14 protein-coding genes and 1 pseudogene are annotated in these 12,217 nt (G+C 59.2%); 10 read left to right on the forward strand and 5 right to left on the reverse strand.

Annotation, left to right across the window (positions count from 1 at the left end; translation table 11 throughout):
- The 4 genes from AD670_RS06465 to AD670_RS06475 form a co-directional block, all read left to right on the forward strand.
- Positions 1 to 360 (forward strand): transposase (locus AD670_RS06465; RefSeq protein ID WP_172681449.1); only part of this gene is annotated, 360 nt, incomplete at its 5' end.
- A 284-nt stretch (positions 361 to 644) separates the two neighbouring features.
- Positions 645 to 1,010, forward strand: a complete 366-nt coding sequence (locus tag AD670_RS30620) for a hypothetical protein (protein WP_082340919.1) — start codon at positions 645 to 647, stop codon at positions 1,008 to 1,010.
- Positions 1,011 to 1,197: 187 nt separating this feature from the next.
- On the forward strand, positions 1,198 to 1,440 hold the full coding sequence (locus AD670_RS06470) for a hypothetical protein (protein ID WP_053129457.1): 243 nt from the start codon (positions 1,198 to 1,200) through the stop codon (positions 1,438 to 1,440).
- Positions 1,441 to 1,618: 178 nt separating this feature from the next.
- A complete protein-coding gene (locus AD670_RS06475) occupies positions 1,619 to 1,924 on the forward strand; it encodes a hypothetical protein (RefSeq protein ID WP_053129460.1) in 306 nt (101 codons plus the stop codon).
- 77 nt (positions 1,925 to 2,001) lie between these two features.
- Here the strand turns inward: AD670_RS06475 and AD670_RS06480 are convergent.
- Positions 2,002 to 2,292 (reverse strand): annotated as a pseudogene (locus tag AD670_RS06480) (LysE family translocator); the annotation flags it as partial.
- Between the two features lie 174 nt (positions 2,293 to 2,466).
- A complete protein-coding gene (locus AD670_RS06485) occupies positions 2,467 to 3,441 on the reverse strand; it encodes a LysR family transcriptional regulator (RefSeq protein ID WP_053129463.1) in 975 nt (324 codons plus the stop codon).
- A gap of 160 nt (positions 3,442 to 3,601) precedes the next feature.
- Between AD670_RS06485 and AD670_RS06490 the strand changes: the two genes are divergently transcribed.
- From AD670_RS06490 to AD670_RS06510, 5 genes are all read left to right on the forward strand, one after another.
- Positions 3,602 to 4,912, forward strand: a complete 1,311-nt coding sequence (locus AD670_RS06490; protein ID WP_053129466.1) for an MFS transporter — start codon at positions 3,602 to 3,604, stop codon at positions 4,910 to 4,912.
- On the forward strand, positions 4,912 to 5,664 hold the full coding sequence (locus AD670_RS06495) for a class II aldolase/adducin family protein (protein ID WP_053129469.1): 753 nt from the start codon (positions 4,912 to 4,914) through the stop codon (positions 5,662 to 5,664). The genes AD670_RS06490 and AD670_RS06495 overlap by 1 nt, the downstream gene beginning before the upstream one ends.
- A 2-nt stretch (positions 5,665 to 5,666) precedes the next feature.
- The gene (locus tag AD670_RS06500; RefSeq protein WP_053129471.1) at positions 5,667 to 6,599 is read left to right on the forward strand and encodes a glyoxylate/hydroxypyruvate reductase A; all 933 of its coding nucleotides are present in this window, start codon (positions 5,667 to 5,669) and stop codon (positions 6,597 to 6,599) included.
- 89 nt (positions 6,600 to 6,688) lie between these two features.
- Positions 6,689 to 7,711, forward strand: a complete 1,023-nt coding sequence (locus AD670_RS06505; RefSeq protein WP_053129473.1) for a histone deacetylase family protein — start codon at positions 6,689 to 6,691, stop codon at positions 7,709 to 7,711.
- A gap of 202 nt (positions 7,712 to 7,913) precedes the next feature.
- The gene (locus AD670_RS06510) at positions 7,914 to 9,260 is read left to right on the forward strand and encodes an OprD family porin (RefSeq protein WP_082340921.1); all 1,347 of its coding nucleotides are present in this window, start codon (positions 7,914 to 7,916) and stop codon (positions 9,258 to 9,260) included.
- A 201-nt stretch (positions 9,261 to 9,461) separates the two neighbouring features.
- Here the strand turns inward: AD670_RS06510 and AD670_RS06515 are convergent, their stop codons facing one another.
- Both AD670_RS06515 and AD670_RS06520 read right to left on the reverse strand, forming a co-directional pair.
- On the reverse strand, positions 9,462 to 10,040 hold the full coding sequence (locus tag AD670_RS06515; protein WP_053129475.1) for a hypothetical protein: 579 nt from the start codon (positions 10,038 to 10,040) through the stop codon (positions 9,462 to 9,464).
- 10 nt (positions 10,041 to 10,050) lie between these two features.
- On the reverse strand, positions 10,051 to 10,488 hold the full coding sequence (locus AD670_RS06520) for a DUF3592 domain-containing protein (RefSeq protein WP_053129477.1): 438 nt from the start codon (positions 10,486 to 10,488) through the stop codon (positions 10,051 to 10,053).
- Between the two features lie 294 nt (positions 10,489 to 10,782).
- Here AD670_RS06520 and AD670_RS06525 point away from each other — a divergent pair, with 294 nt between their 5' ends.
- The gene (locus AD670_RS06525; RefSeq protein ID WP_053129479.1) at positions 10,783 to 11,265 is read left to right on the forward strand and encodes a DUF2867 domain-containing protein; all 483 of its coding nucleotides are present in this window, start codon (positions 10,783 to 10,785) and stop codon (positions 11,263 to 11,265) included.
- Between the two features lie 33 nt (positions 11,266 to 11,298).
- On the opposite strand, the gene AD670_RS06530 is transcribed toward AD670_RS06525, so the two are convergent.
- Positions 11,299 to 12,216 (reverse strand): LysR family transcriptional regulator, encoded by a 918-nt coding sequence (locus AD670_RS06530; protein ID WP_053130109.1) that lies wholly within the window; start codon positions 12,214 to 12,216, stop codon positions 11,299 to 11,301.
- Position 12,217: the final 1 nt, after the last annotated feature.

Raw genomic sequence — 12,217 nt, forward strand, 5'->3', positions numbered from 1 at the left:
TCGCACGTCACCAAAGCCAACACCATCATCTTCCGATCCCGGCAGACCGACTGCGTAGCCTGTCCGCTGAAAGCCAAGTGCTGCCCGAACACTTCGATTCGCAAGATCGTCCGCAGCGTCCATGAAGCCGCTCGTGATGTGGCTCGGCGAATCGCAGCGACACCTGCGTACATTCGCTCTCGCCACGAACGCAAGAAGGTCGAAATGTTGTTTGCCCACCTCAAGCGCATCCTGAAACTGGATCGCTTGCGACTACGCGGCATGAGCGGCGCAACCGATGAATTCACGCTGGCCGCTGCCGTGCAGAACCTGCGTCGGTTGGCCAAATTTACTTCTCAAGGGCCACCGGTTACGGGATAGGTGCGTCTGCACAAAGCAAAAACCCTCAAACCAACCCAATAACCGAGCTGCAAAGCTCAACGAAGAGCCGAGAAACCACTCAATGTGGTGAGTAGATTCTCCAGTGGTGGTCGTGCCTGAGTTCAAGCGATCTGAAAATCCGACTTTTTCAACAGAATCGGCCGGTTTCTGCCTGTCACCAAACGGCAGGAGTCGGCCAAAAGCAGACTGTGGACAGGTAGCCGTTGATGTCTCTACGCTGGACGATCTAGTGACAGCACAGCGATAAAAAAGGAGTAGTCACGTTGGAAGTTGCCATCGATCGAGATAGCGTTCATGCAGGAGATGATCTGGGAAGCCATGCGACGTCGATCACACTCGATCCATCAGCAACGCTGCGCGCCTTAATCGAAGTGATACAAGATGCCGGCTACTTACCGGGTATCAATGGAGGCAAGGCTACTTGGATTATTTGGTCGTCTGACAAACCAATAGGTGTTTTAGCGCAGCAATGGCCAGCACCTAAATTGACCGTGCCGCCCGACAGCACCGTTGATCAATATTTCGGAAATACCGAACCTCGCCTTCTGTTCAGATATTGGTGTCAGGCAGATCCAGATGAGGTCTTTTCGAATATCAAGACCGGAAATGAGCCACCTTCACGATTTTAGGATTGGCGGTGGACATTTCTGTCGATCAATGCGGTTCAGATGACTGCTATGGGTAGATAGAAGCCTGTTATGACCGGCAGAAATCGGCCAAAAGGAGCCAGTCGGATGCCTCCAGGAAATCAGGGGCGATTCAGGCGGGCTTAAGGCATTTCAATCTAAATTTTCTGACTCTGTTAAATGGTGAGTAATGGATATTCTGAAAAAAGAGTGTATTGCCAGTGTAACGTTGTTTGATTTGCGCCTGTCTGAAGGTGAGCTAATGGTTTATGCAGATTGCATGCGCATTATCAAAGAACGCCTTTATGATTCGGAAATAGCTTCTCTAACAGTTTGTGAATCTAAAGAGGAGTTAACTCACTTCTTGGAAGATATGTTGGATGCGCTAAAATTAGTTGAAAGACAAGAGTACGTTCCAGATAGGTTTAAGTAGTTTTTAAGTCTGTGTCCTTTTCAATGTTGTCTCTTCTGCAGGGTACATTGAGTGTCTTTCTGTGGACAGGTGAAAGGCAACCCTTGGCCGATTTCTGCCCACCATCACAGGCGAGAATCGGCCAGAAGCGGTAATATAGAATGCCGTAACCCATCATCAATTAAATGCAGCCGACGCCATGCCTCAGCCCACAAGCCATCTGTTCGCTTATGTAAGGACAGTCAGTGATTTCCGGCCTGACGTTACCGCTATCGTGCTTTTCGGCCTGGAGGTAAAAGACGATGACCCGGTGTATCTGCTAATACGTTTTGAGGACTACGGAAAACTCCAGATTGAAGGCGACCACTTGATACTTGGATTGGATGAGGCCCTGGAAAGCGCTGAGTTCGAGTACGGTATTTTGCCAAATGATTGGCGAGTAATGAGCGAGGCGGAAATTCAGCGAATCGATTCGAACATCCGTTCTAGCGATTTACCCGCTTAGGGTCGAGAGCGGATTCTCACGAATGGCTCCTCTTGGCCGATAACGGCCTGTCAGAAGTTTTTATATTGCCCATCATGAGGCTTGCCCGCCGCCGCCAGAAACTCCTGCCGCGCCAGTGCCCACAAACTCACCTTGGCGGTTACCGATTCCATCTCCGCCTGCGGATTCGCGCGCCACAGTTGAACCGCCAGATAAAACAGATACGCCGCGCCCAGGATCTTGATCGCATAGAACAGCAGTTCCGAGGTTTGCAACACCACCGCGAGGCCCGCAAAGGCAAGGGCGATCATGCCGGCCAGGCAGGATGTGCGATAGCCGTAACGGGTGGCGTTGCTCACGGAGAGCAGGTTGTTGGGGCCGGGGGCCATGTTCAGGGCGAAGGGCGGCTCCGATTTTGGACGGGCGGGGAGCGTCGAGGATAAGGGGAGTGGGGGTGGTTGGACAGTGCGCGCGCGGGCATCGAAAAAATGCCAACGTGCGTCGAGCCGGTTGGATTCAGCTTGCTGCTGGCGTTTCCTCAGCCGCTGCGACGTGTGCTGAGCCTAGAATCGCTCAGCCATGTCCGTGGTCATGAGCATCTGCTCGAACCTCTCCAGAAACACCGACTCGGCCTGGGTCAGTTTCTGTTCACGGTTCCAGAGCAGGTAGACATTCACGTCAATGACTCCCTCCCATGGTGGCAAGCGCCAGACTTCTTCAGCCAGCACATCAGCTGCGACGATATGTTCCGGCAGGCAACCAATGCCATAACCGGCGCCCACCAGCCGGCGGATTTCATCCAGGCTCGGAGAAGAGGCAACAATGCGCCCGGTGAACCCTTGCTGATCACGAAACACCGTGAGCGGTGACAGGTTGCCGCCGATCTGGTCGCTGGTAAAACTGACGAAGTTTTCGCTCTGCAAATCCGCCAGGGTCAGGTTCTTGCGACCGAACAACCGGTGCCGCTTGCCGCAGAAAAACGCATAGCGCTGCTGCAGCAACACCCGCTGTTCAAGCTTGGGCTGCGGAGTGCGGCACAGGCCCAGGCCGAACGAGGCGGTTTTTTGCAGCAGTGCGCTGGCGACATCCGAGCTGCGCAGCACATCGACCTCGAATTCCACCTGCGGGTATTCAAGGTGAAATTGCGCGAGGAACTCATCGTAGCAGCGTGATTGGATACGGCTGATGGTCAGCATGCGGATCTTGCCCACCACCGTCTCGGTGGGTGAATCCAAGGCAGGGCCCAGGCGCGAGACCGTGCCGTACAGGTCGGCGGCGATTTGCATCACTTCTTCGCCGGCCCTGGACAGGCTGATACGCGGCCCACGGCGCACCACCAGCGCGCTATCGAGTTGTTCTTCAAGGCGCCGCAGGGCCTGGCTGATGGCGGGTTGGCTCAAGTGCAGGCGCGCGGCGGCCCGGCTGATGCTGCCTTCCTGGCCGATGACCAGGAAGGTGCGCAACAGATTCCAGTCCAGGCGATCGTTGAGGAAGCGCTTGGCATCGGGATCGCGTAACGAAGGGCCGATAGGGTTCATCATTATTCCTGGTGCTTATACTTGAGTATTTAGATTAGAAGCTTTTCCTAGCATAGGGGCTGGCGCAAGATCCAGCAACGCACCGCCAGAGTGCGAACGTTGTGCCTGCGCACGACACACCTTTTCTCCTGCTTATAACAATGACGCCCAGGAGCTACAGATGACGAGCACTACCTCAAGTCCGCGACGTGCCGCGGCAGCGGCCTTTATCGGCACCACCATCGAATTCTACGACTTCTACATCTATGCCTTCGCGGCAGCGCTGGTCCTCGGCCAACTGTTCTTCCCCAGTGAAAATCCGATGCTCAGCACTATGGCGGCGTTCGGCAGCTTCGCGGTCGGCTTTATTGCCCGCCCGTTCGCCGGCATGGTCTTCGGCCATCTTGGCGACCGCCTGGGGCGCAAGAAAATGTTGCTGGTGACCATCGTGCTGATGGGGTTGGCGACTACCTGCATCGGTCTGTTACCCACTTACGCCCAGGCGGGTATCTGGGCCCCGATCGGCCTGGTGGTTCTGCGTTTGCTGCAAGGGATTTCGGTCGGTGGCGAATGGGGCGGTGCGGTACTGATGGCCAGTGAGCACGCGCCCAAGGGCCGCAAGGTGTTCTTCGCCTCGTTCGCCCAGTGGGGTAGCCCGGCGGGCCTGCTGTTGGCGCTGATCGCATTCCGCTGTATCAGCGAAATGGAGCAGGACGCGCTGATGAGCTGGGGCTGGCGCATTCCGTTCCTGATGAGCGGCGTGCTGATGATGGTCGGCCTGGCGATTCGTTTCGGGGTGCCTGAGTCGCCGGAGTTTGCCGAGGTCAAGGACAGCGGCCAGACATCCGAGAACCCGGTGCTGGAAGTTATCCGCAAGGACTGGAAAAGCATTCTGTTCGCGGCCCTGGCGGTGACCATCGGCTCGGGCGGTTTCTTCTTCACCAACACCTTCATGATCACCTACGTCACCCAGTACCAGGGCATCGCCAAGACCACGATCCTCGACTGTCTGTTCGTGGTCACCGTCCTGCAATTTTTATCCCAACCCTGTTCTGCGCTGTTGGCCGAGCGCCTGGGAGAGGGGCGCTTCCTCAAATGGGTGGCGTCGCTGTGCATCCTGGTGCCGTACCCGATGTTCCTGCTGGTGCAGACCGGCAATCTGTTCTACATGACCGCGGGGATTGCCCTGGCGGTGGTACTGCTGGCAGCGCTGTACGCAGTGATTGCCGGCTACATGGCTGAAGCGTTCCAGGCACGGGTGCGTTACTCGGGTATCTCGATTGCCTATCAACTGGGCAGCGGCGTGAGCGGCGGCCTGACGCCGCTGATCGGCACCTTCCTGGCGGGTCACTTCGCCGGTCAGTGGTGGCCGCTGGCAATCTTCTTCAGCGGGCTGGCCCTGATGTCATTGATCGGCGTGCTGGGCCTGGCTTATTTGCGTGGCGTCAACGCCAAGACGGTCGGGTTGCCCCTTTCCCAAGGAGTTGTTTAATGAGTAAGCCAAGCGCTATGTCGCACATCGAGTGGCAGTCGCGCTGCGAGTTGGCCGCGCTGTATCGCCTGGTCGCGTACTACCGCATGACCGACCTGATCGACACTCACATCACCCTGCGTGTGCCAGGGCCCCAGCGGCATTTCCTGATCAATCGCTACGGCGTGGCGTTCGAGAAAATGCGCGCCAGTGACCTGGTCTTGATAGACCTCCAGGGCAAGGTGGTCGACGGTCAGCACGGTGGGCACGTGAATGCGGCCGGGTTCATCATCCATTCGGCGATTCATGAAGCTCGCCCGGACCTGCATTGCATCATCCACACCCACACCGCTGCCGGTATGGCGGTGGCCGCGCAGCGTGACGGGCTGTTGCCGCTGACCCAGCACGCCCTGAAGTTCTACGGCAACCTGGCGTATCACACCTACGAAGGCATCGCGCTGTCGATGCAGGAGCGCGAGCGGCTGGTGGCCGACCTGGGCTCGCACAAAGCGATGATCCTGCGTAACCACGGCCTGCTCGCGGCCGGTGGCAGCGTGGCGGCCGCGTTCCACGAGATCTACTTCCTGGAGCGTGCCTGCCAGGCGCAGATCCAGGCGATGTCCGCCGGGGTGGCGCTGAACATCCCCGACGAAGCCGTATGCCGTCACACCGCTGCGCAGTTTGGCCGTGATGGGATCGACGGGATCATTGATCTGGCCTGGCAGGCCGCGCTCAGTCTGATCGACGAGCAGCGCGCCGATTGGTGCAGTTGACCATGGCCAGTCTCGTGTTGTTGTGCCAGAACCCGGCGTTGACCGATTGGCTGGCCGCGCTGTTCGCCAGCCATGCGCCGCACTTGCAGGTGCTGCGCCCTGAAGATCCATGCGCACAGCAGGCCCAGGTCGCGGTGTGCTGGTTCCCGCCAGCGGGCAGCCTCGGTGCCTTACCGAACTTGCGCCTGGTGTACTCGATTGGCTCGGGGGTCGACCATCTGGCCCAGGATCCTTCGCGTGATCCTGCGCTGCCGGTATGTCGGGTTGTCGACCCGGATCACACCTTGGGTATGAGCGAATACGTGCACTGGGGGGTGCTGCACTTTCACCGCGGCTTCGACCAAGTGATAACCGGCAACGCTACGCAACGCTGGCAGCGTCCGCTGCAGCGCCGTGCGCAAGGGTTCAAGGTCGGGGTGATGGGCCTCGGAGCGATCGGCGCACCGGTGGCCACGCGGCTGGCCGAGGCCGGCTACGCCGTGCGCGGTTGGGCTCGCACACCGCGGGTGATCGACGGTGTGAGCACCTTCAGCGGAGCGTCCGCGCTGCAGGGGTTTCTTACGGAGTTGGATGTGCTCGTCAACTTGCTGCCGCTGACCGCCGCCACTCAAGGTGTATTGGGCCGCGAGGTGTTCCAGCACATGGCGCGGGGCAGTGCCTTGATCAATTGCGGGCGTGGCCAGCACCTCAATCAGTTGGACCTGCAACAGGCCCTGGCCAGCGGGCAGCTGCGTGGGGCCTTGCTTGACGTGTTTGAACAGGAGCCGCTGCCTGCGGATTCGCCGCTATGGCACACCCCTGGGGTATGGGTGACGCCGCACATGGCGTCTGCCGCCTCGGATCAATGCATCGCCCAGCAGGTCGCCGACAACGTCTCGCGGCTGACGGCGGGACTGGCATTGAACAATCTGGTCGATCCCGAACAGGGCTATTGAGCGGACAGCGAATTAATCACTGCGCGTTGCGTGCTGCGTTGTCGGCGCGAGGCGTGTGCAGTCTGAATTGTCTTGGCATGAGGTTATCCATGAAAACATTTTTCCATCCGGCACAGCGTCTGCACCATCCACGTTCCTACCTGTCGCGTGGGCAAATGCGCGAGCCGCTAGAGGTCCCCGCGCGTATCGACCCGCTGTTGGCGGTGGTCAAGAAGCTCGGCTACCCGCTGCTGGAACCTGCCGACTCCGGTCAGGCGCCACTGGCCGCGGTGCACAGCCCGGCATACCTGGAATACCTGAGCAGCGCCTACCAGCAATGGCACGAGGTGCCTGAGGATTGGGGCGATGAGGTGATGTCGAACATTTTCATCCGCGAGGGCAATCCGCTGCGTGGCATCCTGGGCAAGACCGCCCGTTACCTGGCCGACGGCAGTTGCCCGATTGGCCAACACACCTGGCAGGCCGCTTACTGGTCAGCGCAAAGTGCGGTAGCCGCCGCGCAGGCAATTATCGAAGGCGATGACGCGGCATACGCACTGTGCCGTCCACCGGGACACCATGCCCGTGCCGAAGGCGCTGGCGGCTTCTGTTTTCTGAATAATGCGGCGATTGCTGCCCAGGTGTTGCGAGGCAAGTTCGCCAAAGTCGCGGTGCTGGATACTGACATGCACCACGGTCAGGGCATCCAGGAGATTTTCTACGACCGCGATGACGTGCTCTACGTGTCGATCCATGGCGACCCCACCAATTTCTATCCGGTAGTAGCCGGCTTCGACGACGAAACCGGCACTGGCCGAGGCGAGGGTTTCAACTTGAACCTGCCGATGGCCCACGGCTCCAGCGAGGCGGATTTCTTCGCTTGTATGGATCAGGCAGAGACTGCCTTACGCGCCTTCGCCCCGGACGTACTGGTGCTGTCGCTGGGCTTTGATATCTACGAAAACGACCCGCAGTCCAAGGTCGCCGTCAGCGATGAAGGTTTCCGGGTGCTGGGGCAGCGAATCAAGGCGCTGGGCCTGCCGTGTGTCGTGGTGCAGGAAGGCGGTTACGACATCGCCACCCTCGATGAAAACGCCGCACGGTTCTTCGACGGCTTGACCGCTTCACGCTGACAGTCATTCGCCCGGGCTGACTAACCCACCACGGTTTCCAGCCCGGGTTTACCGAGCAATACCTAAAACAACAAGGGTGCAACTTACGGCTAGCCGCAAGTCAGCGGTCGGGCTTGACCTTGCCCGCTGCAAACACACCTGGTCAATAACAATAAAAATTTGACGCTGCCACTCTTAAACGTTGGCAAAAAGGAAGTGCACTATGTGGTTCAAACTTTTCACCCTGGGGATGGCCGGTGCCAGTGTCTGCTTGAGCAGCACCGTTGTGAGCGCGGCAGAGTCGGACAAAGGCTTTATTGAAGGCAGCACGACGTCGGTAGGCTTGCGCAACTTTTACTGGAATGCCGACAACCGTAACGGCAGTTACCGCAACCCCGAAGGTGAACGGCAAAGTTATCGTCAGGAGTGGGCGCAAGGGGTACTTGCCAAGTTCAACTCAGGTTATACGCAGGGGCTGATTGGCTTCGGCGTGGATCTGCATTACATGGGGGCGCTGAAACTCGACGGTGGCAACGGCCGCGTCGGGGATGGCATCGGCAATGGCGGCATCGTTGCGCGGGACAATCAGGGCGAGCCTAAAAGTGGCTACTCCAAGGCCGGTGGCGCGGTGAAGATGCGTGTCGGCCAGACCGAGTTTGCCTACGGTGATCTGTTCCCCGATTCGCCGGTACTCAAATACGGCGACATTCGTCTGTTGCCGCAAACATTAAGGGGCTTCAATGCCACGGATCGCTCGCTCGATGGCCTGACCCTGAATGCCGGGCGTTTTTTCTCCAGTAGTGATCGGGCGCAACCCAATCATGGTGGGCATCTGGGCACGGCTTACAGCGGGCGTCAGGCTGATAGCGAGTTTGTCAGTTATTACGGCGGTATTTACACCGGGGTCAACAACCTCAAGATCAAGTTATTTGGTTCCGAACTGGATGACATCTGGAATCAGCAGTTTGCCTCGCTTGATTACCGCCTTCCGTTGACCGTGGGCGGCGTGGTGAACACGGGCGTCAATTATTACCGGACCCGCAATACCGGCGCGGCATTGCTGGGCGATATTCGCAACGATGCCTGGAGTGCGCGTGCGGGGTATGCGCTGGGTGGGCACAAGTTTGAACTGGCCTATACGAAGATCGATGGCGACCAGCCATTTGACTATGTCTGGAACAGTTTTGATATCGAGCTGGATGCGGCCTCCCAGGGCAGTGACTTCAACAGCCCCAACGAAAAAGCCTGGAGCGCCCGCTACGATCTGGATGCCGCAGTGCTTGGCGTACCGGGCCTGACCTTCACCGCGCGCTACATTCGCGGTACCGACATCGATGGCAGGGATGCCGGCGGCGCCTACTCCCGATACCAGGCCGTGCGCGATGGCTCGCAGTGGGAGCGGGACCTGTGGGTCAAATACGTGGTGCAGTCAGGACCAGCGAAGAACCTGTCGATGCGCTTGATGCTCGCCTCGATGCGTACCGGTGGCGATTACGGCGCGATTGCCAACGACCTGGATCAAACCCGGATCATCCTTGATTACCCCTTGGACCTGAGCTTTCTGCGATAGCTCAACCACAATCGCTGCGGGGCCTGTGGCATTCACTGAGCGAGGGCAGATGCCAAATGCCACAGGCAAACACGCGTCGTGTTGCCTATGCACAATGCTTGATGCGGCGTTAGCAAATCCTCAGGTTTTGGTCACGAGTTTGGCGGTGCACTCATTGATGACTACCCCGCACTCAACACCGTGATGATTCGCTGCTGATGATCAGAACAGCCCGCCCAACGAAATCGTCGCGCCGCCCCCAGCCTGCAGTCCAACGTTAAGGCCAGCGGCAACGATCACGCCTTTGGCCGAGCGCAGCAGGCGCGTCGTGCTGTCGTGGGGCAGGAGCAGGTTGCCCATAGGCGTCAGTGTGGCAGCGGCCATGGCCAGCAGCTTGGGGTCCAGACCGAACAGCATGGCCGAGCCACTGGCCCCGCCGACGAGGCCCACGCCCGCTTCAATGAACACACAAGCGCCTTGGAAGTCCTCCCGGGTCAGACCGCGGGCAGCGATCGAGTCTGCAACCAGCACTTGGCCAAACGCCGGAAAGTCCTCGCTTGCGCCAGCGGCCCCGACGCTCTTGCCGCGCACGTGCAAGTTGACCTTGCCGAAACGTGGCAGGCGTGCGCCGATGCCCATGCCGACCCCGACTGAGCCATAACGAAACTGCTGGTCGACTCCCTTGGGGTCGGTCAGTGTCAATGCACCGCCAGCGGCGGCCGCGAACACTACGGTCAAACCGCCGCTGCTGGCTGTCTTGTAGCGCCAGTCACTGACAGTGACAGGTAATGGGATTTGCATTTGAATATCCTTATAGGTGCCGCGCCATCCGGCGCCGACGAATCCAGGCGGCCACATGGTAGCCGCCGCCTGCGATAAACACGATTGCGAACAGGCCCGTCAGTAGGCTCGCGCCCCATAGCGCACCACGGTCTTCAATGATTGCGGTACTCGAGGGTGCATCGGCGCGGTAAAACACTGTCACTGAGTCGCCCACCGCGTAGCCGAATATAAACCCGCTCTCGGGGTAGCTGACCGTCTTGCCTGCGGCGTCGGTAAAATCAATTTGTGGGTGGCTGCCGCCCGCGTTCAGGGCGCTGACATGCCCTTCGGCGCGTTGCGCCTGGGCCAGAAAGCTCAGCCGATCTTCGACCAGCCATAGGGTGAGGTAGAGCAGGCACAGGCCCAGCGGGATGAATATCAGCGCACGGGGCAGATCGCCGCGCCCGGGAGAGGGTATCTTGGTCATGGCAGGTCCCTTGCATCATGCATAAACGGCGGCTATTACAATCAACCGGGGGGACGCTGTCAATCGGCCGGGCAAGAACTGCGCCTGACCCCGTCCAGCCTTCATACGCTGCGCCTAACATCTTGATCCGGCAGAACATCCGCCCACTTGCGATACACGCGGGGAAGGGGCAGGGTGAGGGACGTTCTTGCCGGCTGCGGCGCGTGGGGCTGTACATTGACGTAACATAGCCGCATGACACTCAGCCTCGGATGTTATCGGGAATGAAAATTGGCCCACTGGACGGGATGAAATTTGCCTATCACATCACCAGCTCACACGTTGCGTGCACGGTCGGAGCTCGATTACTACCGCATCAGGTCGGTTCAACTCCCCGTTGGAATCACCACTCTTGAAGCGTGGAACATCACAACGGCTGAGCCGGGACTGGCCATGCGGCTGGCTTTCCGAATAAGGGACGCCATTTCTTCGTTATTCGGCGTGAGGCGAATCGGCGGATTCTCCGGCGTTGCGCGAACAACAGTAGACACAGGCGAACACCTGGATTTCTTTCTGGTGGAGCACAGTGCCCCCGATATCCTGGTTCTTACAGAGCGTGACCGGCACCTGGATGTCATGATCTGCCTTTCGATAACCGATCGTGTGCTCACCATCACATCATCGGTCATCACGCATAACCTCTATGGACGCCTCTACATGTTACCGGTGGGGCTCGCCCATAGAGTGATCGTCAGTAGTCATCTGCGGCGACTGAAAAGAAGCCTTGAAAGGCAGTAGAGGTTGGTTGTTCCGACTCCATCAGCACCGGTCCTATCGCCCACTGACAGGCGCATGCACGGCCATCAACTCAGCCACCCACTCGATAAACACACGCAGCTTGAGGCTGATATGCCGGTTCGGTGGAAAGGCCACGTAAAGCGGCATCGGATCGAGATTCCAGTCCTCGAACAAGGGCACTAATTCGCCCCGCGCCTCGAAGGCTTTCGACATGTAGGTGGGCAGCCAGAGCACCCCAAGACCCGCCAGGCCGGCGGCGAGGTAGGCATTGCCGTCATCGACCGCCAGGGCGTAGCGGCCTTTGATCTGCAGCGTTTCAAGGTGCCTGCGCATGGCATAGGGCAAGGGCTTGCCGGTGCGGGCCCAGAGGAAGCCGACGATACGATGGTGCGAGTCTTCCAGTTCCAGTGGGTGTGCGGGCGTACCCACGCGTGCCAGGTAGCTCGGCGCGGCAAAAACGCCGAGGGGGAGATCGCCTACGCGGCGGGCCATCAGGGATTGGTCGGTGAGTTCGCCGCCGCGCACCACGCAATCGACGTTTTCATCGACCATGTCGACGATGCGGTCGCTGACGCCCATATCGATCTGGATGTCCGGGTAGCGGGCGTAAAACCCAGGCAACGCGGGCACGAGGATCAGGCTCGCCAGCGGGCTTGGCACATCCACGCGCAGGCGGCCCCTGGGCAGGGTCGCCGCGCCGGACAGGCTGGTCTCGGCGTCGTCCATGTCAGCCAGCAGTTGCAGCACGCGTTCGTAATACACCGCACCGTCGGCCGTGACATTGACTTTGCGCGTGGTGCGGTTAAGCAATTTGACCCGCAGGCGCGCCTCCAACTGCTGCACCAGTTGCGTCACGGTAGTCTTGCTCATGTGCAGGGTCTCGGCGGCCTTGGTGAAGCTGCCGGCTTCCACCACGCGAGCAAATGCCTGCATTGCATCAAAACGGTCCATG

Origin of the sequence: Pseudomonas sp. MIACH (assembly GCF_001269925.1) — a bacterium.
Taxonomy (GTDB): Bacteria; Pseudomonadota; Gammaproteobacteria; order Pseudomonadales; family Pseudomonadaceae; genus Aquipseudomonas.